We start from the raw sequence: 25,679 nt of genomic DNA, 5'->3' as shown, positions 1-25,679 counted from the left end.
AGAATGAAACACCGTGTGTAACGCGCAGGATTCAGTTCGTGGATGGCTGCTCTTGATAACGCACCGCGCCGGCATTTATTTACGTCACCGCTTCAATCAATTCAGAACCCTGATTGCGTGAGTTACCGACCGCTTTGCCGACTTTGTGCCATTCAAACGCTTCGCTCGGCTCGGCCTCGAACAACAGCATCTGCTCGGCGCGCTCCGTGGGTGTGGCGGGATCGAGCCATTCCAGCACCCGATCGGCGTACAGCACGATCGGGCGCCGGTCGTGCACATCGAGGAGGCCACCTTCGCTATTGGCAGTGATGATGACGAAGCCGTCGTCGTCCCGTGGAGGTTCGCCGGGTGTCGGAAACTGGCCGATGGCGGCGCAGAAAACCGGCTGATGATCGGCCCGACGAATCAGCCACGGCTGTCGGCTCTTGTCGGGCCCGTCGACCCACTCGAACCAGTTGTCGACCGGCACGATCAGTCGATGGCGCCAGATTGCTCGAAAGAACGGCCCATGAGCGACTTTTTCCACCCGCGCATTGATCGGCGCCGCGCGATCCTTCGCCCAGTGCGGGCGCCAGCCCCAGCGCAGATTTTCGGCGTACAGCCGTTGTTGGTACTGGTGAAGGATCGCCAGTGACGTGGTGGGCGCGGCGTTGTAATGCGCCAGCGGTGCGTCACCAACGTGATTGATCAGCGCATCGGGAATGCTCAGCACCGCGACGAAATCGTGGATGCCCCGGTATTGCGACAGTCTTCCGCACATCGGCCGACCCTCCGGCGAACAGCTGCCTGAAGGTTTGAGCTTAGTTGCACGGATCAATCCTTGCTGCCCTGGCCGGTGAGTGCGAGCGCCTGAACCAAATCCTGTGTATCTTTATCCAACCTCGGCCCATCTCATTGGGTCGCAGGGAGGCAACAGCGGCGAGGGAGTTTTGCCATTCGACAACATGACCGCAACGGTCGGGCTCAAGGCAAAACATGACACAGTGGTTCAAGCTTTTCTGCGCGATGGCGGTGGCCGTCGGGTTGGCCGGATGCATCGCCGCTCCCATCGAAATGACCCCGCAGACCGAGGCCCGGCTTAAAGAACAGGCGCCTGTGCGGTTTCTGTTGACCTTCGATGACGGGCCCAGCGCGTCGAGTTTTTTCAATCCCACCGACAGTGTGCTCGACAGCCTCAAGGACAACCCGCTGCAACCGGGCATCAAAGCGGTGTTTTTTGTCCAGACCGGCGCCCCCCGGGCGGGCAATAGCGAGATCGGTCGGCGAGTCATGCGCCGCGAGCACGCTGAAGGGCATGTTCTGGGCTTTCACACCGCCACCCATTGGCACACCAATCATCGATTGCTCGACCCGGATGAACTCGAAACTTCGCTGACCAACGGTTCGGCGGACATCGCGGCGATCACCGGCGCGCCGCCAACGTTGCTGCGTCCGCCGTTCTGGAATTACGACAAACGCACTTTCGCCGCCTATCAGCAGCACCATATGCGGGTGTTGCTGACCGACCTTAGCGCCAACGATGGCAAGATCTGGGGCTTCAACGCCAGCCCCAGGCGGCGGGCGAACATGCTGCGTCAGCTGTCGGAAGTCCGCGAACAGATAGCCCTCGGCGAATTGCCAACAGTGGACGGGGTAATTCCGGTGGTGGTGACCTTCCATGACCTCAATCGCTACACCGCTCGACACACTGGTGAGTACTTGCAGATTCTGCTCGACAGCGCCGCCGCCACCGGTGTGCGACTGGCGGACAAACCGTTCTATGACGATCGCGCGGCGCTTGAAAAAGCCGCGCTGGCGCGCACCGTGCAAGAGTCGTCGAAACCGGTGAACCTGCCGGGAATCTGGAACTGGATCTGGGATCACGACGCCCACTGATTGCGGCGAATTGAAGATGTGAAGCCGTTGGCAAATTTTACGGTGGACGGCGCAAACAGAGCGGCCAAGGCTCATCTATGCTCATTGGGTCGCCCGAGCCAACGCCTGTGAGGCGCGCCCCCATGATTGCCATTGCCGACATTTGCCGCATCGTCGAATCCGGCTTTTCGCCGTTGTGTTGCGATTGCACCGAAACGGCGCAGGGCCTCTTGCAGATCAAGGTTTACGAACCCGACAGCGGGCGCGTCAATCTGTTGCTCAACGGGGTTTCCCCGGAGCACCTGGTCACCATTCGTGACATCTCCAACTTCATCGGTGAATTGCGCACGGAAATGAGCGCCGGACGCCGGGCTTTCGCCGGCTAAGGATCAAAGACGTCGTCGAAAGGCGCGGATGATGCTCAACGTGGCTTCACCGACGTTCAGATTCTGCACCGCATCGAGCGGGTGCCAGAGACAGTCGACGATTTCATTCAGCGGGCGAACCTGATCGATGTTCAGCACCGACGCCTCGTAGACGTGGTGGCGGGTGCTGCCATTCTGTAACTCCATCAGATAAAGCATGTCGTCGCTGTCCAGTCCGGTCTCTTCTCTGAGTTCACGAGCGGCTGCCTGCGCGCGGGTTTCTCCCGGCTCGACGGTGCCCCCTGGCAGGGTCCAGCGGCACCTGGGTTTGCGCACCAGGAGAATGTGTCGATCCTGCTCGCAGATGACGGTTGCTCGTACTTTCATGTGTCACCAGAATGCCGTTTGTCATAAAACTGTCATGAAGTAGCAATATTTGGGCCGTTGCCGTTTAGAGTTTCTGAGTGCCGGACATTGGCAAAAGTGCCGGGGACTTGACGCGGCGCGGTGCGACGTCCGGTCGGCACGCGAGCGCGTTGCGGGTGTAAGGTGGAAAAGTTCGTTACCAGACAGGAGGTGCCTATGAGCATGGCGATGCTGAACAAAATGCACATGAATGGCTACGACGTACTCAGCGTGAACAACGGCCCGTGGCGGGTCTGCACGCAGGGTGACCGGCTCGCTTCGTTTGCCAGTCGCGAGGAAGCGCTGGCGTACGCCGCCGCGTTGCCGGGGTACAAAGGCCGCGCACGCGGTCGCAAGGCAGACTGAGGGTCTGTAAAGAAAAAGCCCCGGTTGTCCGGGGCTTTTTGCTGTGGACAGGGTGAGGTTCAGTGGACTTTGGTTCGGCTGATGGCGCGGGCTTTCACTTCCCGGGCATACAGTTGCAGGCGCTCTTCATCGCTTTGCAGCACCTCGCAGGATCGCAGCACCGCCTGGGCGTCCGCCTCGTTGCCCGACTGGCGCAGTTGCTCGGCGATGCGCTTGAGGTCCACCGCCGACCATCTCAGGTCCGATGCCACGCTTTGCAGGTCACGCTGAAGTTCGTGTTCGTATTCATTGAGCCGCATGATCACCTCCGGAACATTCTCGGTAAAACAGAGTAGCCGCATTTTTCCGGTGCGGGGCAAGGTCATCTGTCGATAAGCTCAATGGCCCGGTTTTCGGGGAGTACCGGCAGAGCGCTACGATGGATGTCCGAACAGTTACAAGGTACATTCGCGTTTTTTCAGATGAAGGAATCACCATGCGGATATTGATCGGGGGGATGCTGCTGGCGGCATTGGCCGGTTGTTCGTTGCCTGCGTCACTGGTGCCGGGCGAACCAAATGTCAGCAAGACCAGCGACAAAACCCCCAAGGAATATGCCGCGTGTGTATTGCCACTGTGGCAGCAGGACGTTGCCAAGACCTCCCAGACAGCGATTTCCAACGGCTATCGGATTACCGCGCCGAGCATCGTCACCGCCGACGAGATTCTCGATGTGGTCAAGTACAAGGACGGCAGCCGTGTCTCCCTCTATCAGGGGCCGCCGTGGGCGAAGTCCGGGTCGTTGCGCAAAGCGGTGCGCGATTGCCTGTAATGGCGAAATAAAAAAAGCAGAAACCGGTGATCGGTTTCTGCTTTTTTTTGCCTGCTGATCGAGCTCAGTCCGAGAGGTCGATGAGCGGAATGCCGGCGCCACCGGTCTTCTTTTCCCGGCGATCCTGCATCCAGTCTTCCACTTGGCTGTTGAACCCCGGCGGCGCCTTGCGCCCGACCTTTCTGGCGATGTCGAGGATGGTCTGCTGGGCGAGGGCTTCTTCCATGCGCTTTTGCGCGGTCATCATCGCGGCGTGAATCGAGCAGGTGCCTTCCAGCGCCCAGTCCGGTGGCGAGCCGTCGAACAGCGCACAGCGTCCGCGAATGTCCCGGCATTCGAAAATGTTCTTGCGACCATCGATGGCATTGACGATGTCGAGCAGGGTGATTTCATCCGCCGGGCGCGCCAAAGTGAAGCCGCCGCGTACGCCGCCGGTGGATTCCACCAGTTTGCCTTTGGCCAGTTTGGTGAAGATCTTCGCCAGGTAATCCAGCGGCACCCCTTGCAGTTCTGCCAGATCGCGCACGCTGGCTTCACGACTGTCACCGCCGCTGCCCACCAGAAAGGCCAGGCAGTGAATGCCGTACTCGACCCCCGCACTGTAAAGCGACATAACTATCTCCGACTGTATTTGTCGCCGATGTTATCAGGCTTATCAGTGGCAAACAAATCCGAACGCTTTGCGTGTTCAGCGATGTATATCCCGATTTTCTTGGTTTATTGCTTAATCAAAGCGTTGCGTAGGGCAGCCATGAGCGGTCTGAGCTATCGATTTATTCGATCATAATCATCACAAAATCTGACTTGTCGGCTTTAAAGGCGACCAATACAGTCGCCGTTATCCGGTGAGCAGCCTTCCGCACTCTTGAAAAATACAAATGTGTCCGCTCCCGATGATGTGAATCCTTCAACCTCATTCAGTGACTAGGCTTCGTGCCTGGAGAGAACAATGAAACAGCACATTCTGGTAATCGGCGCAGGTTTCGGTGGCATGTGGACGGCGTTGAGCGCCACGCGTCTGGTCGACATTCACAATCGGGACAACATCGACGTCACCGTACTGGCGCCGCAGGCCGAGCTGCGCGTTCGTCCGCGTTTCTACGAGCCGAACGCCCACACGCTGGCGGCGCCGCTAGGCGATCTGTTCGATGCGGTTGGCGTCAACTTCATCAAGGGCGCGGCGAACACCATCGACGTGCAGGCGAAAACCGTGGGCTACATCGATGCAGCCGGTGCGCAACAGGTGTTCAATTACGACAAACTGGTGCTCGCCTCCGGCAGCGGCCTGGCCCTGACGGACACCCCGGGCGTGGCGCAATACGCGTTTGACGTCGACCAGATCGAAGCCGCCATCCGCTTGGAAAACCACCTGAAATCCTTGATCGACCAACCTGAGAGCCAGGCTCGAAACACCGTGGTCGTCGCCGGCGGTGGCTTCACCGGCATCGAAACCGCCACTGAAATGCCGGCGCGTCTGCGGGCCGTACTGGGCGACGATGCCAACGTTCAGGTGATCATCGTTGACCGTGGGCAGAAAATCGGCGCGGCCATGGGTGAAGCGATCAGCGTGTCGATTGCCCAAGCAAGCGAAGAATTGGGTGTGGAATGGCGACTGGGTGTGTCGGTGCTGTCGGTCGATGAAAAGGGCGTGACCTTGTCGGACGGTCAACGTATCGAGGCAAAAACCGTGGTCTGGACCACCGGCGTGCGCGCCAGCTCCCTGACCGAGCAGATTCCTGCCGAGCGTGATCGTCAGGGTCGCCTGCACGTTGATGCCCATCTGAAAGTCATCGGCCAGGACGACATCTTCGCCACCGGCGACGTGGCTTATGCGGCCAGCGACGATATCGGCAACTTCGCCCTGATGACCTGCCAGCACGCGATTTCCCTGGGGCGCCACGCCGGCAACAACGTTGCGGCGCAGATTCTGGGTGTCGACCCTACGCCATACAGCCAGCCGAAATACGTGACCTGCCTCGATCTCGGCGCCTGGGGCGCGGTGTACACCGAAGGCTGGGATCGTCAGGTGAAACTGGTCAAGCAGGAGGGCAAGTCCCTCAAGATGCAGATCAACACCCAGTGGATCTACCCGCCAGCGGCTGACCGTGCCAGCGCGCTGGCGGCTGCGGATCCGATGATTCCTGTCGTCGCATAATCAGAGCCGTTCAAAAACATCCCGCTTTCGAGCGGGATTTTTTTTTGCCGCCACAAAAGGCTATGACTAAAAGTCATTGCCCCATGATTTTTAATGGTTACGGCCGGCCAGATCCCCGGTGTTAAAAAATCGCAAACACAGCTCATCAATAACAACCAGAGAGCGTTTGCAGCCATGTCCCGATTCTTCCCTCGCGTCTCCCCACGTCCGTTATTGATCCCGTCGGCCTCTCGGCCCGCGTGAGCTGTCGATCACCCCAAAAAATCCCTCTGCATCGCAAAGAGTAATGACTGATGAAAGAACTCGACCTGTACATCGGTGAAGGTTTCGAAGGCCCGGGCGTGAACGCCGCGCACATCAACATCCTGATCGGCCCGCGCAATGGCCCGGCGGGGCAGGCGTTTGCCAACAGCCTGGCGTCGCCGAGCCAGGGCCATTGCCCGTTCATGGTGATCGCCCAGCCGAACATCCCGGTCAAGCCGATGACCCTTTACGTCAACAAGGCTGCGATCAGCAGCGACCTGCACGGCAATGCAACGTGGGGCGCCTCCCAGGCCGGTATCGCCAAGGCGGTGCTCGAAGCGCTGCTCGACGGCACGCTGCCGCCGCAAGCCGAAGACGAGTGGGCGATCGTCACCGCCAACTGGGTCAACCCGGCCTGCGATGACCTCGATGCGGTCTACCTGAACAACTACAACGCCTGCCGCACCGCGATCCGCGCCGCCTTGACCGGCAAGCCGGAAACCGCGCAGCTCAAAGATGTGGTCAACCACATCAGCAACCCTTTCTACACGCCAAAAGCCTGAGGTCCGCGCCATGCAATACATCCGTTTGGGCAACTCCGGCCTGCAAGTTTCCCGTCTGTGCCTGGGCACCATGAACATGGGCACCCCGGACTGGAAACCGTGGATCTTCAATGAAAAACAAAGCGAACCTATCGTCGCTCACGCCCTCAACAACGGCGTGAACTTCATTGACCTGGCGGACTTCTATTCCGCCGGTGTCGGCGAGGAAGTGGTGGGGCGCATCGTCAAGCGTCTGGCCCGCCGCGAGGACTTGGTGATCACCACCAAGGTCGGCTACGGCACCCGCAACGGCATCAATGCCAGCGGCCATTCGCGCAAGCACATCATGGACAGCATCGATGCCTCGCTGAAGCGTCTGAATATGGATTACGTCGACGTGTTCATGCTGCATTACTTCGACGTGAACACCCCGGTCGAGGAAACCATGGGCGCACTGAACGACATCGTGCGTTCCGGCAAGGCACGTTACATCGGCGTCTCGACCATGCTCACCGGTCAACTGGCGAAAATCCTCATGGCCTGCGAGCGCAACGGTTGGGTCAAGCCGATCAACATGCAGCTGCAACTGAACTGCGCCTACCGCGAAGAAGAGCGCGAGATGATTCCGTTCTGCCGCGATCAGGGCATCGGCGTGTCGGTGTTCAGTCCGCTGGCCCGTGGTCTGTTGACCGGTGACGTGCAATCGACCCGCAACCAGACCGACTTCTTCACCCAGCAGATGTACAGCGACGAAGCCTCTTTCGAAATCGCTCATTCGGTGCAGCGCGTGGCCCGTGCCCGTGGCGTGTCGAACGCGCAGATCGCTCAGGCCTGGGTCGCCAATCATCCGGGCGTGGACTGCATGCTGGTCGGCGCCGACACCACGGCGCAGTTCGACAGCGCACTGGCGGCGTTGGAAACAAAACTCGATGCGGAAGAGCTGCACGAGCTGGAACGCAACTACACCCCGTGCGATGTGATCAACGATTACACCGCCGGCAAACGCATCCTGCGCACGGCCCGTCCGGGGAATGAGCGCTTCACGTTGCAGGGGGCGGTGGCATGAGCGAGTTGATCCGTCACGGCAACTTTATCGACGGTCAGTGGGGCCAGGGCGGCGCCACTTACCCGGTGCGCAACCCGGCCAACGGTGAGTTGATCACCGACGTGCAAAAGGCTGGTGCCGAGGAAACCAACCTCGCTATCGAGGCGGCCAATCGTGCCTTGCCGGCCTGGCGCAAATTCACCGCCAAAGAGCGCAGTCAGCGCCTGAAACGCTGGAGCGATCTGATGCTCGCCAATCAGCAGGATCTGGCGACCCTGCTCAGCCGCGAGCAGGGTAAACCGCTGGCCGAAGCCAAGGGCGAGGTGGTCTACGCCGCGAGTTTTCTCGAGTGGTTCGGTGAAGAAGCCAAGCGTGCCTATGGCGATGTGATCCCGACCCACAAGGCCGATGCGCGGATCATCGTGACCAAGGAGGCCATCGGTGTGGTCGCGGCGATCACACCGTGGAACTTCCCGCTGGCGATGGTCACCCGCAAGGTCGGCCCGGCGCTGGCGGCGGGTTGCACGATGATCCTCAAACCGTCGGAAGAAACCCCGCTGTCGGCGTTCGCCCTGGCGGTGCTGGCCGAGCAGGCCGGGATTCCGGCCGGTGTATTCAACATCGTCTCCGGCGACGCGGTGGCCATCGGCGGCGCGCTGCAAGCATCCAGCTTGGTGCGCAAGCTGTCGTTCACCGGCTCGACCCGCACCGGCAAATTGCTGATGCGCCAGGCTGCCGACACCCTTAAAAAGGTCTCGCTGGAACTGGGCGGCAACGCGCCGTTCATTGTCTTCGACGATGCCGACATCGATGCGGCCGTGAAGGGCGCAATGGCCTCGAAATTCCGCAACACCGGGCAGACCTGCGTGTGCGTCAACCGCTTCTTCATTCAGGACGGTGTCTACGAAGCCTTCACCGGCAAACTCGCCGAAGCCGTGGCGGCGATGCGCGTGGGCAGCGCGCTGGACGGCGAGACTGAGCAAGGTCCGCTGATCAATGCCGCTGCGCTGGCCAAGGTTGAAGCCCACGTGAGCGATGCGCTGGAGAAGGGCGCCACGCTGTTGTGCGGCGGCCGTCGTCATGCCTTGGGCGGCACGTTCTACGAGCCGACCATCCTCACCGAAGCCAACGGCGACATGCTGATCGCCCAGGACGAAACCTTCGGCCCGGTGGCCGCGTGCTTCCGCTTCAGGGACGAGGCCGAAGTGCTGGCGCGGGCCAACGACACGCCGTTCGGTCTTTCCGCGTACTGCTACAGCCGCGACATCGGCCGGGTCTGGCGTATGGCCGAAGGGCTGGAAGCCGGGATGGTCGGCATCAACGAAGGGATCATCTCCACGGAGGTGGCGCCATTTGGTGGCATCAAGGAATCGGGCCTTGGGCGTGAGGGTTCGAAGTACGGTCTGGATGACTATCTGGAGATCAAATACCTGTTGATGGGGGGGTTGTAAGCCTGCCCGAACCCTGTGGGAGCGAGCTTGCTCGCGATGGCGTCAGGTCAGTTGGCAGTTCTGTCAGCTGACACTCCGCTTCGCGAGCAAGCTCGCTCCCACAATTGAACAGCAAGAGCAATCGGTTTCTCCGTCAATAACAACAATTGGAGACGAATATGTCCGCTCAACCCGTAAAGATCGATGACCTGCCCATCGGGCGCTTCCACCTCAAGATCGCCGGCCTGACCTTCGGCGCGCACTTTACCGACGGCTACATCCTTGGCCTGATCGGCATCGCATTCACCTTGCTCAGCCCGCAGATGCACCTGGATGCGTTCTGGCAGGGCCTGATCGGCGCATCGGCGCTGATTGGCCTGTTTCTCGGCAGTCTGTTTTTCGGTTGGATCTCGGACAAGGTCGGCCGGCAGAAAATCTTCCTGGTCAGTTTCGTGCTGATAACTGTCGCTTCGGTGATGCAGTTCTACGTCGAAACGGCCATGAGCCTGTTTCTCTGTCGGGTGTTGATCGGCATTGGCCTGGGTGGCGATTTCAGTGTCGGTCACGCAATGCTCGCCGAGTTCGCGCCGAAGAAACATCGCGGCGTGTTATTGGGTTCGTTCAGTGTGATCTGGACCTTCGGTTACGTTGCAGCGACCTTTGTCGGCACCGCCATGCTCAGTCTCGGTGACGATGCCTGGCGCTGGATGCTGGCGTCGTCAGCGATCCCCGCCGGGTTGATTCTGATCGCCCGAATCGGCACCCCCGAATCGCCGCGCTGGCTGGTCAATCAGGGCCGGGTGGCCGAAGCCCGTGCCATCGTCAAAAAGCATCTGGGCGACAACGTCGAGCTGGACGAAACCCGCTCCACGGAAACCCGCTCGGGCTACGCGGTGCTGTTCAGCCGCGAATACCGCAAGCGCACGGCGTTCAACTGCCTGTTCTTCGTCTGCATCGTCATGCCGTACTTCGCCATCTACACCTTTCTGCCGTCAATCCTGCAGAAGATGGGCCTGGCCGAAGGCTTCGGCACCGAGCTGATGCTCAACATGCTGCTGATCCTCGGCGCGTTGATCGGCATCTGGTGCACCATCAAATTCACCCGACGCGGGTTCCTGATCAACTCGTTCATCATTCTGGCGGTGGCGTTGTTTCTGCTGGCGGTGCTGCCGGGCAGTGCGGCGTGGCTTATGGTGCTGGTGTTCGGTGTGTTCACGCTGGTGTTGTCGGCGGTGAGCAATCTGGTGGGCGTGTTCCCGGCGGAAAGTTTCCCGACGGAAGTGCGGGCCAGCGGGATTGGTCTGGCGACGGCGGTGAGTCGTCTGGGCTCGGCGGTCAGCACGTTCCTGTTGCCGGTGAGTGTGGCAGGGATCGGGTTGAGCCCGACGATGGGGATTCTTGCGGCGATTCTGGCGATTGGTGCTTTGCTGTCCTGGGCATGGGCGCCGGAGACCAAGTCGTTGACGTTGAGTCAGGCGTGCAAGGCGCAGAGTCCGGTGGAGGTCGGTGTTACGCCGGTCGGGAAAGTCGCCACGCCCGTCTGATGAGTGCAGGTCAGGGGTTGCTGACAACCCCTAGCCAATCGGTAAACAGCTTCACTTTCGACAGGCCTTGCTTGTCATTCGCCACATCCAGCCAATAGCCATAAGGGCCGATCACCTCAATCGGGGTGATCGGCAGCAGGCTGCCGTTGGCCAGTTCCTTTTCGATCATCTGCCGGTCGATCACCGCCAGACCGCCGCCGGCCAGCGCAGTGTGGATCACCTGATCCAGGGTGCTGAATTCCAGCCCTTGCCCGGCATCGATGTCATCCCGGCCCATCGCCGCCAGCCAGTTCTCCCAGACCTTCAAACGCTTGCCGTCGTGCAGGATGTGCAGCAGCGGAAACTGCCGCAGGTCCGGTGGCAGATCGCCGTTGAACAGCTCCGGGCTGGCCACTGCGATGTGCCGTTCCATCACCAACAATTGGCTGGAGCAATGGGGCGCTGCTGCGAGGCCGAAGCGGATGTGGCAATCGACTTCCGTGAGGCTGTCGTGGCCGATCTGGTTGGTCACGCTGAGGTTGATGTCCGGGTAGCGCTGGCAGAACGCGCGCAGGTGTGGCGACAGCCAGCGCGTGGCCCAGGTCGGTGGTGCTAGCACTTTCAAGCGCTGACGCAAGTTGGGCACGCGCACAGCTTGCAAGGCGCGCTCGATATGGTCGAAGGCTTCGGCCAGATGCGGGGAAAGATTGCTGCCGGCTTCGGTCAGTGACAGCCCTTGAGGCGTGCGCACGAACAGTGCCACGCCGAGGTAGTCTTCAAGCTGTTTGATCTGGCGACTGACCGCGCCCTGGGTGACGTTCAACCCGATGGCGGCCTGGCTGAAACTGCGATGACGGGCGACTTCTTCGAACACGCGCAAGGTGTTGAGCGAGGGCAGTTGACGCATGGAGGCGGAACTCCGGATCGGGCGGTTTATTGTTGTTGTGGAAAGTGGGCCTATCTGACTATTGGTGGTGGGCGGATGCAAGTGTTGTTTGGGCAGATGCCATCGCTGGCAAGCGAGCTCTCACAAGTATCAAGGTGACCACAAAGAGTGCGGCCTACATCAATCCTGTGAGAGCTGGCTTGCCAGCGATAGCTGACTGTCAGGCGCTGAAATCTCGAGCGTCAGAAGTAATACCCGACGTTCACATATAACTGGTTCTCCCACTGATCCAGCCCGCCTGCGCCAAGGCTCTGGGTGTAGCTGCCGCCGCCGATGTACGGATCGTTTTTGCCGAACAGCCATTCGGTCGCAACCCACAATTTACTCACGGAAAACGAGGTGCCGAGGATCATCCGCTCGGACGTCTTGAAGCCGCTGGCTGACTTGTCGAACGCGCTGTAGTTGGCGTACAGCTTGATCCCGCTGATCTGATCGAACAGATATTTGCCGCCCACGTCGTAACTCAGGTCGGCCACGTACAGATTGCCGCGACTGGCCACGTTGTAGGTGCCGTCGTAACCACCGAGGGTCACCAGTTCATCAGTGCCAGCGTTGCGTGGCGACATCTGCTGCCGCGCCGCCTGCAACTGCACGCCCCATGCTCCGTTCTTGCCCATGTAGTGCACGGCCACGGCATTGCGCCGACCGCCGTTATTGGTGTCCTTGTTTTCGAGGGTCGAGGTCAGGCCGGAGATCCCGACTTCGGACTTCCACGACCCCAGATCCAGCGACCTGGCCACCCGCAGCACAACGGTGTTGCGTTCCTGGTTATCACTGCCGTCGGCCACATAACTGTCGGCCCCGGATACGACGCTGGAGTAGGTCACACCCTTGCTGGTGCCTTTGCCTTGCCAGGCCGGACGCAGGTAATAACCGCCCTGAAGGTTCCAGTCGCCACTTTGCTGGATGTATTTGGCACCGACCTGTTGCACGTCTTCAAGGCCGATGACGTTGCCCAGGGTCTCGTAAAACGTGCTGCCGAAGTACGGCTGCAAACCGAACGGCACGGTGTTCAGGCCGACCTGCACTTGCTGGTCGGGATTGAGCTTGTAGCCGACCCACGCGAATTTGGCGAAGCGGATATCGCCATAGTCCTTGGTGTACTGGTACGGGTAGGAGCGACCGTAGAAGCGGTATTGCGCTTCGCCGATCCAGGTGTCGGAGTTGTATTTGGCGCTGAGGAACACCGTGTCGAGACCGAACTTCTGAATATCGCGATCCGGGTCCACGTCCCAACGGGCACGAATGGCTCCGCCAAGGTCGAGATTGTCGGTGACCTGGACCGCCATGGCCGGGGCGGCAATGCTGCAGAACAGAGCGATGGAGGTGGTGCGCAGGCGCAAAGATGCAGGGAAGGGCATGGAGCGGCTCTCGATTGTTTTTATTAGAGATGCCGCGCAGTTTTGCCATCCGCCCGTTGCAGAACAAACGATAAAAACGTCAGGGAAACCTGCGTCGAATGCATGTTACTCGGAAAATCCTGTAGGACAATTCGCCATCATCGTGGGATGCTTTGCACCTTGTCAGTGGTTTTCGAGTGCCTTGTATGAAACGCAAAATGCCCGGCCTGAATGCGCTCAAAGCATTCGAAGTGGCCGGCAGCACCGGCAGCTTTACCCGCGCTGCCGAGTTGCTCAATGTCACCCAGAGCGCGGTCAGCCGTCAGGTGCGGCAGCTGGAAGAACAGCTCGGCGAGAGTCTGCTTGAACGCCGTCATCACCATCTCGAACTTACCGGCGCCGGCAAGATTCTGCTGCGGGCGCTGCATCAGTCGTTCGACAAGATCGAGCTGACCGTGCGCAGCATCCAGCAGAAAACCCATGCCAACCGCCTGCACATCAACGCGCCACCAACGTTCACCAGCCGCTGGCTGATGCCGCGCCTCGGGCGCCTGCGCGAGCAGCATCCGGAACTGGAACTGAGCATCACCACCCGTTTACAGGACAGTCTGGCGGAAACCAGCACCCTCGATTGCGCGATCCGTTTTGGCGATGGCGAGTGGGATGGGCTCGACAGTTCACTGCTGATTCAGGAACGGCACATCGCCGTGTGCGCGCCGACCCTGTATGCGCGGGAGGGCGGCGAGCAGGGCATCGACCTCAATCGCCTGACCCTGCTGCATGTGCTGGCCCGGGAGGATCAGCGCTACCTGACCTGGAAGCATTGGCTCGACGCGGCGCGCATCAGCGGCGTCGATACCCAGGGCGGTTATGAATTCGACCTGCTGGATCTGGCGATTCAAGCGGCAGTCGATGGCTTGGGGATCACCATAGCCGACTGGCACATGGTCGCCTCGGAGCTGGCCAGCGGGCAGTTGACCCAAGTGCATAACGTCCATGTCGAGGGTCACCAGTCCTACTGGCTGGTGACCCGTCCGGAACAGACGCAGATGCCGCAATTGCAGGCGTTCAGTCAGTGGTTGCAGGAAGAGATCTGGCTGGCGCAGCGCCAACTTGAGCCTTCGAAGGCGATTTCCTGAGTAACGTGCCTTTTTCGAATGTTTGATCGCCGGATAAATCGTTTGTTGAACCCGCTGTCGATGACAAGACTGGTGGCATCGATAAAAACAAACGATGGGCGATGCACATGCGAGTCGAGCGAAATTTTGTTAACGGCCACTTCATCGAGCCGGCCAGCGCGGCGCTGATTGCGGTCTACAACCCGGCCACCGAAGCGTTGATCGGCCAGGTGTCAGCCGCCACTGCCGAAGAAGCCTTGGCGGCAGTCGACGCTGCCGCCAAGGCGCAAAAGACCTGGGGCAAACTCACCAGCATCGAGCGCGCCGAGCACCTGCGAGCGTTCGCGGCTGCCCTTGAGGACCGCGCCGAAGCCATCGGCACCGCACTCGCCGCCGAGTCCGGCAAGAGCCTGAGCGACGCCAGCAACGAAGCCCGTTATGCCGCGCAGATCACCCGCTACCACGCCGAGTGGGCGCGCCGCATCGAAGGCGAGATCATTCCCAGCGACAGCCCTGAAGAAAACCTGTTCCTGCACCGCGAGCCGATTGGCGTCGTCGCGTGCCTGATTCCGTTCAACTACCCGGTCTACACCCTGTTGCGCAAAGTCGCTCCGGCGCTGATTGCCGGCAATACCGTGGTGGTGCGTCCGAGCAACAACACCCCGACGTCGGCGTTCGAAATCGCCAAAGCCGTGGAGCAATCGGGCATGCCAGACGGCGTAATCAATATCCTGACCATGGATCACGCCACCGCTGCAGCCGTTTGCGCGCACAAAGCCGTGGGCCTGATTACCCTGACCGGCAGCGTCAACGCCGGGCGCATCGTTCTCGACTACTGCAAGGCCAACATCGCCAAGCCGTCGCTGGAACTGGGCGGCAAGACCCCGGCAATCATCGAAGCCGACGCTGATCTCGAAACCGCCGCGAGCGCAATCATCGCCTCCAAGACCACTCACTGCGGCCAGTTGTGCACGGCAGTGGAGCGGGTCTACGTGCAGGAAAGCGTCTACGAGCGTTTCCTCGCATTGCTCAAAGCGAAGATCGCCGCGGTGAAGTTCGGTGACCGCGCCACAGATGCGAGCCTGATGGGCCCGCTGGTCAACGCCAGTTCGCAGAAGAACATTCACGCCATGGTCGAACGCGCGATTGCGGACGGCGCCGTCCTCGAAAGCGGCGGTGTGTTGCCCGAAGGTCCGGGGCATTTCTACCCGCCAACGTTGCTTAGTGGTTGCCGTCAGGACATGGAAATCGTCCAGGAAGAAATCTTCGGCCCGGTGCTGCCGGTACTCAAGTACCGCGACATCGACGAAGCGCTGGCCATGGCCAACGATCACCAGTTCGGCCTGTCGTCGGTGCTCTACACCGAGAACTACCGCACCGCGCAGAAAGTCGCCAACGCCATCGAAGCCGGCGAGTTGTACGTCAACCGTACCCCGGCCGATCCGTATCAGGGCTACCACGCCGGCTGGAAACGCTCGGGCCTGGGCGGTGATGACGGCAAGCACGGCATGCTCGAATTCACCCAGACCCGCCTTGTGGTCATGAAGTACTGATCCACCGCAGCACGCCTCACGCGACACCTATAAAAACAATTATCAGGGGCGCCCGGAGCACGGGTCGCCCGAGGTCACTTCAATGTCCAAGCATGCATCCACTGCTGCCGCTGTTCAGGGTTCCAACTCGGCTTCGAAAAGCCGCAGCGACAAGGGAAGTCGCTATTTCCAGCTGATGTTGCTGGTGCTCGCCGCCGGTGCAATCTACCCGATCCTGTACCTGCGCCAGGTCTACCAGACCACCATGCTCGAGGTGTTCCAGATCAGCCACAGCGAGCTGGGCTATCTGTACTCGATGCTTGGGACGATTTTCCTGCTCAGCTACTTGCCGAGCGGCTGGCTGGCCGACCGTATCGCGCCGCGTTTCCTGATTTTCTTTTCGCTGGTGGCCACTGGCGCGCTGGGTCTGTGGTATTCGACGGCGCCGTCGATGACCGGGCTGATGATCATCTTCGGCTGCTGGGGACTGACCACCGGCCTGACGTTCTGGGCCTCGGTGCTCAAGCGCGTGAAGATGATTGCCCATCACACCGAACAGGGTCGTTTTTTCGGCATCCTCGATGGGGGGCGCGGACTGGTCGAAGCGCTGCTGGCAACGGTTGCGCTCGGGCTGTTCGCCTACGCCACCGAAACCCGTGGCGAGTCCACTGCCGAAGGTTTCAAACACGTGGTTTATCTCTACGCCTTCACCTGTATCGCCATCGGCTGTGTGCTGGTGCTGATCAAGGATCCGAAATCGATGGAGGACACGCCGCCGGTGGAGAAGGGCAAGTTCAACCTGTTCACGGATCTGGCGACGTTGGTGAAGATTCCTGAACTGTGGCTGGTTACCGCGATCGTGTTTTGCGGTTATCACATCTTCTGGGCCACCTACAGCTTCTCGGACTACCTGCAAGGCAGCGGCCTGACCGCCGTCATGGCCGGCACCATCACCACCATCAAACTGTGGATGCGTCCGATCGGCGGCATCGGCGGCGGCTGGCTCGGGGACAAGTTTTCGAACATCTCGGTGCTGATCGTCGCGCTGTTGCTGGCGAGTCTGGCAATCGTCGGGCTGATTGTGTTCCCGGCGCTCAACAGCATGGGACTGCTGATCGCGACAGTGATTTTCATCGGCCTGATGACCTACGCGATTCGCGGTCTGTACTGGGCGATCCTCGACAGCTGCAACATTCCGCTGCGCATCACCGGACTGGCCATCGGCATCGTCTCGGTGGTCGGTTACATGCCGGATGCGTTCATCCCGTTGATCAACGGCTACCTCACTGAGCATTTCCCCGGCGCCCTCGGCTACAAGCTCTATTTCGGCTACATCGCCGCTATCGGTCTGATCGGCACCCTGGCTGCCGTGACCCTGCGTGCCCGAATCAATCGCAAATCTCTGAAAAAGACAGGTGCCTGAGATGAAAATCGTCGCCCTTGAAACCCATATCGTCGCCGTACCGCCACCGCACATCGGCGGCATGTACTGGCTGTTCGTCAAGCTCAAGACAGACTGCGGCATCGAAGGTGTCGGCGAAATCTACGCCGCGACCTTCGGCCCCAAAGCCATGCTGCCGATCATCGAAGACGTGTTCGAGCGCTACTTGCTGAATCAGGATCCGCACCACATCGAACGCTTCTTTCGTCAGGCCTATTCGAGCGGTTTCACCCAGCGTCCCGACCTGACCATGATGGGCGTGGTCAGCGGTCTGGAAATGGCCTGCTGGGACATCATCGGCAAGGCTGCGAGCAAACCGGTCTACGAGCTGCTCGGCGGCAAGGTTCACGAGCGCCTGCGTTCCTACACCTACTTGTACCCGGTCAATAGCCGTGGCGAGTACGACTACGACGACCCGGACCTGGCCGCCGAATGCGCCATCGACAACATGAACAAAGGCTTCACCGCTGTGAAGTTCGATCCGGCCGGGCCGTACACCGCGTACTCCGGGCATCAGATTTCGCTGGAAGTGCTGGAGCGCTGTGAAACCTTCTGCCGCAAGATCCGCGAAGCGGTGGGCAACAAGTGCGATCTGCTGTTCGGTACCCACGGGCAAATGGTGCCGTCCTCGGCAATTCGCCTGGCCAGGCGCCTGGAGAAATACGATCCGCTGTGGTTCGAAGAACCGGTGCCGCCAGGACAGGAAGAAGCCATGGCGCAGGTCGCGGCCAAGACCAGCATTCCAATCGCCACTGGCGAGCGCCTGACCACCAAGTACGAATTTTTCAAGCTGTTGCAGGCCGGCGGTGCGTCGATTCTGCAGATGAACGTGGCGCGCTGCGGCGGCCTGCTCGAAGGCAAGAAGATTGCCAGCATGGCCGAGGCCTATTACGCGCAAATCGCCCCGCATCTGTACAACGGGCCGATTGGTGCGGCGGCGAGTTTCCAGCTCGCGGCCTGCACGCCGAACTTCCTGATCCAGGAAAGCATCGAGACCTGGGGTGGCTTCCACGCCGAGGTCCTGAAAAAGCCGTTGCAGTGGGAGGACGGTTACATCATCCCGTCCACCGAGCCGGGCCTGGGCGTGGAGCTGAACATGGACGTGGTGCGCAAGCATTCGCCGTACACCGGTGAGCGCCTGCACCTGCAAATGGCCTCGATCCCGGCCGACGTCAAAGACACATCGCCGGCCAGGGGCTGACGAGGTTTCTAACCCAACCGCAAGACCTGTGGGAGCGAGCTTGCTCGCGATAGCGTCAGTTCAGTCAGCATCAATGTTGAATGCGGCACCGCAATCGCGAGCAAGCTCGCTCCCACAAGGATAGTGCCTGGCTGACAGGCATTCTTTGTACAACGACTTACGCGGTAACCGTGCATGACATACGACTACATCATCGCTGGCGCAGGCGCCGCTGGCTGCGTGCTGGCCAACCGGCTTTCGGCCTCGGGCCAATACACGGTGCTGCTGCTGGAGGCGGGCGGCAAGGACAGTTCCCTGTGGTTCAGGATCCCGGTCGGCTTCGCCAAAATGTATTACAACCCGACCTTCAACTGGATGTATTACAGCCAGCCGCAAAAACAGTTGGGCAATCGCGAAATCTACGCCCCGCGTGGCAAGGTCCAGGGCGGTTCGGGCTCGATCAACGCAATGATCTACGTGCGTGGCCAGGCCCATGACTTCAACGACTGGGCGGCCAACGGCAACGACGGCTGGGCCTTCAAGGATGTGCTGCCGTACTTCCGCAAACTGGAAAACCATCCGCTGGGCGACAGCGAATACCACGGCGGCAGCGGCCCGATCAGCATCACCCCGATGACCGGCCAGACCCACCCGATCTGCGACGTGTTTCTCAAGGGCTGCGATGAACTAGGCTACCCACGCAGCGACGATTTCAATGGGCCGAAATTCGAAGGCGCGGGCATCTACGACGTCAACACCCGCAATGGTCAGCGCAGCTCCAGCAGCTTCGCCCATTTGCACCCGGCACTGAGCCGGCAGAACCTGACGGTCGAGCATTACGCGCTGGTTGATCGAGTGCTGTTTGATGAGAGCCAACAGCGCGCCACCGGTATTTCCATCACTCAGCATGGTGTGACGCGAACGTTCACGGCGCGCAAGGAAGTGATCCTGTGTGCCGGTGCGGTCGACACACCGAAGATCCTGCAACTGTCCGGCGTGGCCGATCGCACCCTACTGGCCAAACATCAGATTCCGCTGGTCAAACACCTGCCGGCAGTGGGGCATAACCTTCAGGATCACCTGTGCGTCAGCTACTACTACAAGGCCAACGTCCCGACTCTGAACGATGAACTCAGCTCGCTGTTCGGCCAGTTCAAACTCGGCGTGAAATACCTGCTGACGCGCAAGGGCGCGCTGGCGATGAGCGTCAATCAGGCCGGTGGATTCTTCCGTGGCAATTCGGAACAGAGCCATCCGAACCTGCAGCTGTATTTCAACCCGCTGTCGTACCAGATCCCGAAAAACAACAAGGCCAGCCTCAAGCCCGAGCCGTATTCAGGCTTCCTGCTGTGCTTCAATCCGTGCCGCCCGACCAGTCGCGGTCACATCACGATTGCCTCGAAAAATCCGCGCGATGCGGCGTTGATCGACCCGAACTATCTGAGCACGCAAAAGGACATCGACGAGGTGATCCAGGGCAGTCGCCTGATGCGCAAGATCATGGGCGCGCCTTCATTGAAGGGCATCACGGTCGATGAAGTTCTGCCGGGACCGGCAGTGGAAAGCGACGAGCAGATGCTCCAGTACTTCCGCGACAATTGCGGCTCGATCTATCACCTGTGCGGCTCCTGCGCGATGGGGGCGGACGAGCAGACTTCGGTAGTCGACAAGCGCCTCAAGGTGCATGGCCTCGACGGATTGCGGATTGTCGATGCGTCGATCTTCCCGAACGTGACGTCGGGCAACACCCATGCGGCGGTGCTGATGGTGGCGGAGAAGGGCGCGGATCTGATTCTGCAGGACGCGTAATGCGCAGTGACACTTGATCGCAAGCGTCTTTCCTGCGTGCACTAGGCTTTGAATGCCGGCCCGTTATGGGCCGGCATTGCTGTTTCTGGAGGATTGTTTTTCTGATTCAAGGAGCGACCGATCATGGATGATCTGGTGAAAGAAGTGATTCCGCTGTTGCAGTACCTGATCCCGGGGTTTGTCTCGGCCTGGATTTTCTACACCCTGACGGCGTTCAAGCGGCCGGATACGTTCGGGCAGATTGTGCAGGCGTTGATTTTCACGTTTGTGATTCACGCAATGGTGCTGGGAGTTGGAGCGGTTTGTGTGTGGGTGGGGGAGAAGGGATTTTCTGTAGGAAAATGGGATGCAAAAGCTGAAGCGTCGTGGGCATTTTTTGCTTCGCTGGTACTCGGGTTGTTGGCCTGTTGCCTGTCAGCCAATGGCAAGTTGCATCGTTGGTTGAGCAGCAGAAACGTCACGAAACAATCTTCCTACCCCAGTCAATGGTTCAGCGCATTTGCGAAATATGATCGCGTTATCACCCTGCATTTGGATGATGAAAGGCGCGTTCTAGGCTGGCCGGTGGAGTGGCCGCCCGAGTCATCCACCGGGCAGTTCCTTTTGCAATCACCGTGTTGGCTCAACAGCGATGGAACAGACGTGCCTTTTGGTGCCGAATTTTTGCTGATAGATTCCACGAAGGTTAAATGGGTTGAATTCAGCCCGATGTCAGAGGGTTCATCATGACCGCCAGAGCGCCACAACCTATGCCGCCGCACGTCGCGCGCCTGTTCTACGGGCCAGATGGGAAACAGTTGGAAAAACCATTGATCAAGGGGCCAAAGGCACCGCCACCGCTGAAATATCCCCCGTCAATGCATACCCATTCCTAACCCCATCCATCCTTCACCGCCCGGCGAATGCCTTCCAGCAACATCGCAAACGCCGGGTTGTCGTTGTTCTCCCGCCAGATCAGATGCAGTTCGCTCTGTACCCCTTCGCCCAGATCGATCTCGCGAAACACCACATTCCTGAACACCACACTGGTCGCGCAACGCGGCACCAGTGCCAGCCCCATGCCCGCATTGACCAGCGCCAGAATCGTCAAGGAAGAACCCAGCCACTGCACGTAATCCGGAGCAACCCGGGCCGAGCGCAGCATGCCGGTCAGCAATTCGTTGAACGGCGGATAGGCTGCGTGGGAATACATCAGGAACGGCTGCCCATCCAGGTCCTTCACTGACACATCGTCGGCGTTCGCCAGTCGATGACCACTCGGCACCGCCAGCACAAACGGCTCTCGCACCAGGCACTCAGTGGCGTAACCGGGCTCCAGCAACGGCGCGCGGACGATGCCCAGATCGATGCGTCGGGCGCGCAGGGCTTCGTGTTGCTGGTAGGTGTTCATTTCGGTCAGGTCGATCTTCACCTGCGGCTGCTTGAGGCGCGCCTCGGCGATAACCTTGGGCAAGAACTCATACACCGCGCTGCCGACAAAACTGATGTTCACCGAACCGATATCACCCTCGGCAAAACGCCGGGCAGTGACAGCGGCCTGTTGCGCGCGCTCCAGCAGATTCTGCGCCTCGATGAAAAATGCGCGGCCGGCAGCGGTGAGCGCCACGCTGCGTGTACTGCGGGTAAACAGTTCGACTCCCAGGTGATGCTCCAGCAACTGGATCTGCCGGCTCAATGGCGGTTGGGTCATGTTCAGCCGTTCGGCGGCACGGCGGAAATTCAGTTCGGTGGCGACGGTAGTGAAGCAGCGCAGTTGGGTCAGTTCGAACATTGATCTAATCCGGGTATCAATCGAATGCCAAGTTAGATTAGACGGGATCAATGGCTCCGTCCATGATCGCTCTACGCCTCAAAGGCCGCCGCTATCCCAACAAAAACAAAGATCGGGAGTCGCCCCTTGAATACCCTCCAGAGTTCACCGGACATCACGGTACTCGCCCGCGCCGCCGCCAAGGTCAAGCGTCATGTGCTGCCGCTGTTCGTGGTGATGTTCATCGTCAACTACATCGACCGGGTCAACATCGGTTTCGTGCGCAGTCATCTGGAAACCGATCTGGGGATCGGCGCTGCTGCATACGGCCTCGGCGCCGGTCTGTTTTTTATCGGTTACGCCTTGTTTGAAGTGCCGTCCAATATGCTTCTGCAACGCTACGGCGCCCGCGCCTGGCTGACGCGGATCATGTTCACCTGGGGCGCGGCGGCGATGGCCATGGCGTTCGTCAAGGGTGAAACCAGTTTCTATGTGTTGCGCTTCATATTGGGCGCTGCCGAGGCCGGGTTCTTCCCTGGGATCATTTATTACTTCACCCAATGGCTGCCGGCCTCGGAGCGCGGCAAGACCATGGCGGTGTTTCTCAGCGGTTCGGCGATTGCCTCGGTGATTTCCGGCCCGGTGTCCGGTGCTCTTTTGCACATCAGCGGTCTGGGCCTGCACGGCTGGCAGTGGATGTTCCTGATCGAAGGCGCTGCGTCGGTGGTGCTCTGCGGGTTTGTCTGGTTCTGGCTGCAATCTCATCCGCGCCAGGCCAAGTGGCTGAGCGAGGAGGAGCGCGAGGCACTGGTGGCCGCGATCACCGAAGAACAACGTGCACGCGAAGCAACCCACGTCGCCAAACCTTCGATGTTCAAACTGTTGGCGGACCGGCAGATCGCGCTGTTCTGCTTCATCTACTTCTCCATCGCCCTGACCATCTATGGCGCCACGTTCTGGCTGCCGAGCATGATCAAGAAAATGGGCAACCTCGGCGACTTCCAGGTCGGGCTGCTCAACTCGGTGCCGTGGATCATTTCCATCGTGGCGATGTACGGCTTCGCGTCAATGGCGGGCAAGTGGAAATTCCAGCAGGCGTGGGTCGCGCTGACCCTGGTGATCGCCGCGTTCGGCATGTTCATGTCCACCACGGGCGGGCCGATTTTCGCCTTCGTCGCCATCTGTTTCGCGGCCATCGGCTTCAAGGCAGCCTCGGCGCTGTTCTGGCCGATTCCGCAAAGCTATCTGGATGCGCGCATCGCGGCGGCGGTCATTGCGTTGATCAACTCCATCGGCAATCTCGGCGGCTTCGTTGCGCCGACCGCGTTCGGTTTTCTGGAGCAGACCACCGGCTCCATTGAGGGCGGCCTGTATGGCCTGGCGGCGACCTCGCTGGTAGCGGCAGGGGTGATCTTCTTCGCTCGGATGGCGCCCGGCGCCAAGGGTAAAAACCCGGTAAAGCCTGAACCCGAAAACGCCGTCGCGCCGACGGCCAACCCGGTGGCGAGCCACTGATTCCGTCTCAAAGGAGCGTCATTTTGAAAATCACTCGCGTCACCGTCACTCCCATTGCCTTCCGTGATCCGCCGCTGCTCAACGCCAGTGGCATCCACGAACCGTTCGCCCTGCGCTCGATCATTGAAATCGAGAGCGACAACGGCTACATCGGACTCGGCGAAAGCTATGGCGATGCTCCGGCGCTGGCGATCCAGCAACAGCTGCAATCACAGTTGATAGGCCTTGATCCCTTTAATCTCAATCAGCTGCGTCGGATCGTTCAGGCGACAGTTGCTGCCAACAAGCCTGCCAGTCTGGCCGGTGCGGAACTCGCGCCGGGTTCCCACGCCAGTAAAGCGGTGAGCAACGCATATTCGGCGTTTGAAGTGGCGTTCCTCGACTTGCAGGCCCGCTACTTGAATGTGCCGTTGGTGGACCTGTTGGGCGGGGCGGTGCGCGATGAAGTGCCGTTCAGTGCGTACCTGTTTTTCAAGTATGCGCAGCACGTCGATTCGCCGTACAAGCCGGACAACTGGGGCGAGGCGCTGAACGAGCAGCAGATCGTCGCCCAGGCTGCGCGGATGATCGAGGCCTACGGTTTCAAGAGCATCAAGCTCAAGGCCGGCACGCTGCCGCCGGAGCGCGAAGTGGCGTGCATCAAGGCGTTGAAAAAGGCCTTCCCCGGTTATCCGTTGCGCATCGATCCCAACGGCAACTGGTCGCTGGAAACCTCGATCCGCATGGCGCAGTTGCTGGGCGACGATTTGCAGTATTACGAAGACCCGACCCCGGGCCTCGACGGCATGGCCGAGTTGCACAAACGCACCGGGCTGCCGCTGGCGACCAACATGGTGGTCACCGATTTCGACGAATTCCGCCGCAGCGTTGCGTTGAACAGCGTGCAGATTGTCCTCGCCGATCACCATTACTGGGGCGGCCTGCGCGACACCCAGACCCTGGCGAAAATGTGCGACACCTTCGGCCTCGGTGTGTCGATGCATTCCAACTCACACCTGGGCATCAGCCTGATGGCGATGGCGCATGTGGCGGCCGCGGTGCCGAATCTGGACTACGCCTGCGACACCCATTACCCGTGGCAGGAGCCGGATGAAGAAGTGATCAGGGGCGGCAAGCTGCCGATCGTCGATGGCTGCGTGAAGATCACTCGTGCACCGGGCCTCGGGCTGGAACTGGATCACGATCAGCTCGGCAAGCTGCATGATCAGTACCTGACCTGCGGCATCCGCCAGCGCGATGATGTACGGCAAATGCAGCGCTACAAACCTGACTGGAAAGCGCTGAAGCCGCGATTCTGATTGAGCAAAACCAGAGGGTGTCGAACGGCGCCCTCTGTTGTTTCAGAGCGTGCGCATCAACCAGTCGCGAAACGCCTTCAGCGATGCCAGCGACTCATTACGCGCCGGGTATACCAGGTAATAGCTGCGGCGACTGCTGATCGGTTCGCCCAGCTGCAGTAACTCGCCGTTGTGTAGCTCATCCTCCACCAGAATTCTCGGCACCAGCCCGATCCCGATATTGGCGCGCACAGCCTGGATCAAGTGCGAGGTCATCTCGAAGCTCGGACCGATGCGCATACTGCGATGGGGCAAAGCGTGATGGCTGAACCACTCGGACCAGGCCTGAGCATTGCTGCTGACGTTGAGCAGCAGTTGCCCGGCAATATCTTCGTCTGCCGCACGACGCTCGGCATCGGACAGCTGCGCACTGGCAATCACCACCAGCTCTTCGGTGTGCAGACGGTGGGCGGTCAGCCCTGGCCAGTCACCGCCGCCGACGCAGATCGCGGCGTCGATTTCGCTGGTGTCGAAGTCGATGGTTTCGATGCGTGAATGCAGGTGCACCGTCATGCCGGGGTGCGCGGTGTAGAAATCCTTCAAGCGTGGCAGCAGCCATTTTGAGCCGAAGGTCGGCAGCGTCGCCAGGCGCAAACTGTGAATGCCCGAGCCAAACGCCATCGCCTGCAACGTCGCGCTGCGAATCTGGCCGAGGGCTTCGGATAGTTCGCGTTGGTACATGCGCCCGACGTCGGTGAGAATCACCCGCCGGCCTTCGCGGCTGAACAGGCGCATGCCGAGCATCTTTTCCAGAATCTGCACCTGACGGCTGACCGCGCTTTGGGTCAACGACAGTTCGTGAGCGGCGCGGGTGTAGCTTTCATGGCGCGCGGCGGCTTCAAACGCCAGCAGCAACGACATCGAGGGAGTGAGAGTTCGCGGATTCATTCGTTTTAGTCATGGATTGCGGGTCGATTTTACGGTTGTCCCGGCATCGCTCTGCAATGAACATAAGGCCTATGAGATGGCGGG

Annotated in this window: 25 protein-coding genes; 17 read left to right on the top strand and 8 right to left on the bottom strand. The window is 60.2% G+C overall.

The features are described from left to right. Window positions 1-79 precede the first annotated feature (79 nt). On the bottom strand, window positions 80-760 hold the full coding sequence (locus CAF73_RS20345) for an SOS response-associated peptidase (protein WP_085703623.1): 681 nt from the start codon (window positions 758-760) through the stop codon (window positions 80-82). 215 nt (window positions 761-975) lie between these two features. Here CAF73_RS20345 and CAF73_RS20340 point away from each other — a divergent pair, with 215 nt between their 5' ends. Both CAF73_RS20340 and CAF73_RS20335 read left to right on the top strand, forming a co-directional pair. Then, window positions 976-1,875 (top strand): polysaccharide deacetylase family protein, encoded by a 900-nt coding sequence (locus tag CAF73_RS20340; protein ID WP_085703622.1) that lies wholly within the window; start codon window positions 976-978, stop codon window positions 1,873-1,875. A gap of 122 nt (window positions 1,876-1,997) precedes the next feature. Then, complete coding sequence (locus tag CAF73_RS20335) at window positions 1,998-2,240, top strand: DUF1652 domain-containing protein (protein WP_085698256.1); 243 nt, start codon at window positions 1,998-2,000, stop codon at window positions 2,238-2,240. 3 nt (window positions 2,241-2,243) lie between these two features. On the opposite strand, the gene CAF73_RS20330 is transcribed toward CAF73_RS20335, so the two are convergent. Further along, the gene (locus CAF73_RS20330; protein WP_085698257.1) at window positions 2,244-2,606 is read right to left on the bottom strand and encodes an NUDIX hydrolase; all 363 of its coding nucleotides are present in this window, start codon (window positions 2,604-2,606) and stop codon (window positions 2,244-2,246) included. 195 nt (window positions 2,607-2,801) lie between these two features. Between CAF73_RS20330 and CAF73_RS20325 the strand changes: the two genes are divergently transcribed. Then, window positions 2,802-2,990: a DUF2188 domain-containing protein gene (locus CAF73_RS20325; RefSeq protein WP_085703621.1), complete on the top strand. Its 189-nt coding sequence runs from the start codon at window positions 2,802-2,804 to the stop codon at window positions 2,988-2,990. A gap of 59 nt (window positions 2,991-3,049) precedes the next feature. On the opposite strand, the gene CAF73_RS20320 is transcribed toward CAF73_RS20325, so the two are convergent. Continuing rightward, window positions 3,050-3,289 carry a hypothetical protein gene (locus CAF73_RS20320; protein ID WP_007950501.1) on the bottom strand — a complete coding sequence of 80 codons (240 nt, stop codon included), beginning with the start codon at window positions 3,287-3,289 and terminating at the stop codon, window positions 3,050-3,052. Between the two features lie 176 nt (window positions 3,290-3,465). Here CAF73_RS20320 and CAF73_RS20315 point away from each other — a divergent pair, with 176 nt between their 5' ends. Continuing rightward, window positions 3,466-3,801, top strand: a complete 336-nt coding sequence (locus CAF73_RS20315) for a hypothetical protein (RefSeq protein ID WP_085698258.1) — start codon at window positions 3,466-3,468, stop codon at window positions 3,799-3,801. 64 nt (window positions 3,802-3,865) lie between these two features. Here CAF73_RS20315 and CAF73_RS20310 read toward each other — a convergent pair whose 3' ends face one another. Next, entirely contained in the window at window positions 3,866-4,414 is a 549-nt protein-coding gene (locus CAF73_RS20310) for an Rrf2 family transcriptional regulator (RefSeq protein WP_085698259.1), read from the bottom strand. A 336-nt stretch (window positions 4,415-4,750) separates the two neighbouring features. Between CAF73_RS20310 and CAF73_RS20305 the strand changes: the two genes are divergently transcribed. The 5 genes from CAF73_RS20305 (at window position 4,751) to CAF73_RS20285 (ending at window position 10,760) form a co-directional block, all read left to right on the top strand. Further along, the gene (locus CAF73_RS20305; protein ID WP_085703620.1) at window positions 4,751-5,956 is read left to right on the top strand and encodes an NAD(P)/FAD-dependent oxidoreductase; all 1,206 of its coding nucleotides are present in this window, start codon (window positions 4,751-4,753) and stop codon (window positions 5,954-5,956) included. Between the two features lie 293 nt (window positions 5,957-6,249). After that, window positions 6,250-6,762 carry a formaldehyde-activating enzyme gene (gene fae, locus CAF73_RS20300; RefSeq protein WP_085698261.1) on the top strand — a complete coding sequence of 171 codons (513 nt, stop codon included), beginning with the start codon at window positions 6,250-6,252 and terminating at the stop codon, window positions 6,760-6,762. Between the two features lie 10 nt (window positions 6,763-6,772). Continuing rightward, window positions 6,773-7,807: an aldo/keto reductase gene (locus CAF73_RS20295; protein WP_085703619.1), complete on the top strand. Its 1,035-nt coding sequence runs from the start codon at window positions 6,773-6,775 to the stop codon at window positions 7,805-7,807. Beyond that, window positions 7,804-9,237, top strand: a complete 1,434-nt coding sequence (locus CAF73_RS20290; RefSeq protein ID WP_085703618.1) for an NAD-dependent succinate-semialdehyde dehydrogenase — start codon at window positions 7,804-7,806, stop codon at window positions 9,235-9,237. The genes CAF73_RS20295 and CAF73_RS20290 overlap by 4 nt, the downstream gene beginning before the upstream one ends. Window positions 9,238-9,395: 158 nt before the next feature. Continuing rightward, window positions 9,396-10,760: an MFS transporter gene (locus tag CAF73_RS20285; protein WP_085703617.1), complete on the top strand. Its 1,365-nt coding sequence runs from the start codon at window positions 9,396-9,398 to the stop codon at window positions 10,758-10,760. 10 nt (window positions 10,761-10,770) lie between these two features. On the opposite strand, the gene CAF73_RS20280 is transcribed toward CAF73_RS20285, so the two are convergent. Both CAF73_RS20280 and CAF73_RS20275 read right to left on the bottom strand, forming a co-directional pair. After that, a complete protein-coding gene (locus CAF73_RS20280) occupies window positions 10,771-11,646 on the bottom strand; it encodes a LysR substrate-binding domain-containing protein (RefSeq protein ID WP_085703616.1) in 876 nt (291 codons plus the stop codon). Window positions 11,647-11,867: 221 nt separating this feature from the next. Continuing rightward, window positions 11,868-13,046: a hypothetical protein gene (locus tag CAF73_RS20275; protein ID WP_085703615.1), complete on the bottom strand. Its 1,179-nt coding sequence runs from the start codon at window positions 13,044-13,046 to the stop codon at window positions 11,868-11,870. 185 nt (window positions 13,047-13,231) lie between these two features. On the opposite strand from CAF73_RS20275, the gene CAF73_RS20270 reads away from it, so the two are divergent. The 6 genes from CAF73_RS20270 (at window position 13,232) to CAF73_RS20245 (ending at window position 20,834) form a co-directional block, all read left to right on the top strand. Next, window positions 13,232-14,164, top strand: a complete 933-nt coding sequence (locus tag CAF73_RS20270; RefSeq protein WP_085698267.1) for a LysR substrate-binding domain-containing protein — start codon at window positions 13,232-13,234, stop codon at window positions 14,162-14,164. Between the two features lie 107 nt (window positions 14,165-14,271). Then, window positions 14,272-15,696, top strand: coding sequence for an aldehyde dehydrogenase (gene aldA / locus CAF73_RS20265; protein WP_085703664.1), 1,425 nt, complete (start codon window positions 14,272-14,274; stop codon window positions 15,694-15,696). An 82-nt stretch (window positions 15,697-15,778) separates the two neighbouring features. Further along, entirely contained in the window at window positions 15,779-17,098 is a 1,320-nt protein-coding gene (locus tag CAF73_RS20260; RefSeq protein ID WP_085703614.1) for a nitrate/nitrite transporter, read from the top strand. A gap of 1 nt (window position 17,099) precedes the next feature. Continuing rightward, on the top strand, window positions 17,100-18,317 hold the full coding sequence (locus tag CAF73_RS20255; RefSeq protein ID WP_085703613.1) for a mandelate racemase/muconate lactonizing enzyme family protein: 1,218 nt from the start codon (window positions 17,100-17,102) through the stop codon (window positions 18,315-18,317). 174 nt (window positions 18,318-18,491) lie between these two features. After that, entirely contained in the window at window positions 18,492-20,105 is a 1,614-nt protein-coding gene (locus tag CAF73_RS20250; RefSeq protein WP_085703612.1) for a GMC family oxidoreductase, read from the top strand. A gap of 123 nt (window positions 20,106-20,228) precedes the next feature. Then, window positions 20,229-20,834 (top strand): DUF6338 family protein, encoded by a 606-nt coding sequence (locus CAF73_RS20245; protein WP_085703611.1) that lies wholly within the window; start codon window positions 20,229-20,231, stop codon window positions 20,832-20,834. A gap of 142 nt (window positions 20,835-20,976) precedes the next feature. Here the strand turns inward: CAF73_RS20245 and CAF73_RS20240 are convergent, their stop codons facing one another. Beyond that, entirely contained in the window at window positions 20,977-21,876 is a 900-nt protein-coding gene (locus CAF73_RS20240; protein ID WP_085698272.1) for a LysR substrate-binding domain-containing protein, read from the bottom strand. A 126-nt stretch (window positions 21,877-22,002) separates the two neighbouring features. Between CAF73_RS20240 and CAF73_RS20235 the strand changes: the two genes are divergently transcribed. Together CAF73_RS20235 and CAF73_RS20230 are read left to right on the top strand one after the other, a co-directional pair. Further along, entirely contained in the window at window positions 22,003-23,370 is a 1,368-nt protein-coding gene (locus CAF73_RS20235) for an MFS transporter (RefSeq protein WP_085703610.1), read from the top strand. Between the two features lie 23 nt (window positions 23,371-23,393). Then, complete coding sequence (locus CAF73_RS20230; protein ID WP_085703609.1) at window positions 23,394-24,668, top strand: glucarate dehydratase family protein; 1,275 nt, start codon at window positions 23,394-23,396, stop codon at window positions 24,666-24,668. A gap of 42 nt (window positions 24,669-24,710) precedes the next feature. On the opposite strand, the gene CAF73_RS20225 is transcribed toward CAF73_RS20230, so the two are convergent. Continuing rightward, the gene (locus CAF73_RS20225; RefSeq protein WP_085698275.1) at window positions 24,711-25,595 is read right to left on the bottom strand and encodes a LysR substrate-binding domain-containing protein; all 885 of its coding nucleotides are present in this window, start codon (window positions 25,593-25,595) and stop codon (window positions 24,711-24,713) included. Between the last annotated feature and the right edge of the window lie 84 nt (window positions 25,596-25,679).

The sequence above is a fragment of the Pseudomonas sp. B15(2017) genome (assembly GCF_002113215.1).
Taxonomy (GTDB): domain Bacteria; phylum Pseudomonadota; class Gammaproteobacteria; order Pseudomonadales; family Pseudomonadaceae; genus Aquipseudomonas.
This window is presented reverse-complemented; position numbering and strand designations above follow the sequence as displayed.

What these genes read in the sequence shown, in the direction of transcription:
- CAF73_RS20335 (WP_085698256.1), top strand. Translation starts at nt 1,998, where the DNA reads ATGATTGCCATTGCCGACATTTGCCGCATCGTCGAATCCGGCTTTTCG.
- CAF73_RS20280 (WP_085703616.1), bottom strand. Translation starts at nt 11,646, where the DNA reads ATGCGTCAACTGCCCTCGCTCAACACCTTGCGCGTGTTCGAAGAAGTC.
- CAF73_RS20320 (WP_007950501.1), bottom strand. Translation starts at nt 3,289, where the DNA reads ATGCGGCTCAATGAATACGAACACGAACTTCAGCGTGACCTGCAAAGC.
- CAF73_RS20270 (WP_085698267.1), top strand. Translation starts at nt 13,232, where the DNA reads ATGAAACGCAAAATGCCCGGCCTGAATGCGCTCAAAGCATTCGAAGTG.
- CAF73_RS20285 (WP_085703617.1), top strand. Translation starts at nt 9,396, where the DNA reads ATGTCCGCTCAACCCGTAAAGATCGATGACCTGCCCATCGGGCGCTTC.
- CAF73_RS20275 (WP_085703615.1), bottom strand. Translation starts at nt 13,046, where the DNA reads ATGCCCTTCCCTGCATCTTTGCGCCTGCGCACCACCTCCATCGCTCTG.
- CAF73_RS20250 (WP_085703612.1), top strand. Translation starts at nt 18,492, where the DNA reads ATGACATACGACTACATCATCGCTGGCGCAGGCGCCGCTGGCTGCGTG.
- CAF73_RS20305 (WP_085703620.1), top strand. Translation starts at nt 4,751, where the DNA reads ATGAAACAGCACATTCTGGTAATCGGCGCAGGTTTCGGTGGCATGTGG.
- CAF73_RS20255 (WP_085703613.1), top strand. Translation starts at nt 17,100, where the DNA reads ATGAAAATCGTCGCCCTTGAAACCCATATCGTCGCCGTACCGCCACCG.
- CAF73_RS20315 (WP_085698258.1), top strand. Translation starts at nt 3,466, where the DNA reads ATGCGGATATTGATCGGGGGGATGCTGCTGGCGGCATTGGCCGGTTGT.
- CAF73_RS20310 (WP_085698259.1), bottom strand. Translation starts at nt 4,414, where the DNA reads ATGTCGCTTTACAGTGCGGGGGTCGAGTACGGCATTCACTGCCTGGCC.
- CAF73_RS20245 (WP_085703611.1), top strand. Translation starts at nt 20,229, where the DNA reads ATGGATGATCTGGTGAAAGAAGTGATTCCGCTGTTGCAGTACCTGATC.
- CAF73_RS20240 (WP_085698272.1), bottom strand. Translation starts at nt 21,876, where the DNA reads ATGTTCGAACTGACCCAACTGCGCTGCTTCACTACCGTCGCCACCGAA.
- CAF73_RS20225 (WP_085698275.1), bottom strand. Translation starts at nt 25,595, where the DNA reads ATGAATCCGCGAACTCTCACTCCCTCGATGTCGTTGCTGCTGGCGTTT.
- CAF73_RS20260 (WP_085703614.1), top strand. Translation starts at nt 15,779, where the DNA reads ATGTCCAAGCATGCATCCACTGCTGCCGCTGTTCAGGGTTCCAACTCG.
- fae (WP_085698261.1), top strand. Translation starts at nt 6,250, where the DNA reads ATGAAAGAACTCGACCTGTACATCGGTGAAGGTTTCGAAGGCCCGGGC.
- CAF73_RS20340 (WP_085703622.1), top strand. Translation starts at nt 976, where the DNA reads ATGACACAGTGGTTCAAGCTTTTCTGCGCGATGGCGGTGGCCGTCGGG.
- CAF73_RS20330 (WP_085698257.1), bottom strand. Translation starts at nt 2,606, where the DNA reads ATGAAAGTACGAGCAACCGTCATCTGCGAGCAGGATCGACACATTCTC.
- CAF73_RS20325 (WP_085703621.1), top strand. Translation starts at nt 2,802, where the DNA reads ATGAGCATGGCGATGCTGAACAAAATGCACATGAATGGCTACGACGTA.
- CAF73_RS20345 (WP_085703623.1), bottom strand. Translation starts at nt 760, where the DNA reads ATGTGCGGAAGACTGTCGCAATACCGGGGCATCCACGATTTCGTCGCG.
- CAF73_RS20295 (WP_085703619.1), top strand. Translation starts at nt 6,773, where the DNA reads ATGCAATACATCCGTTTGGGCAACTCCGGCCTGCAAGTTTCCCGTCTG.
- aldA (WP_085703664.1), top strand. Translation starts at nt 14,272, where the DNA reads ATGCGAGTCGAGCGAAATTTTGTTAACGGCCACTTCATCGAGCCGGCC.
- CAF73_RS20290 (WP_085703618.1), top strand. Translation starts at nt 7,804, where the DNA reads ATGAGCGAGTTGATCCGTCACGGCAACTTTATCGACGGTCAGTGGGGC.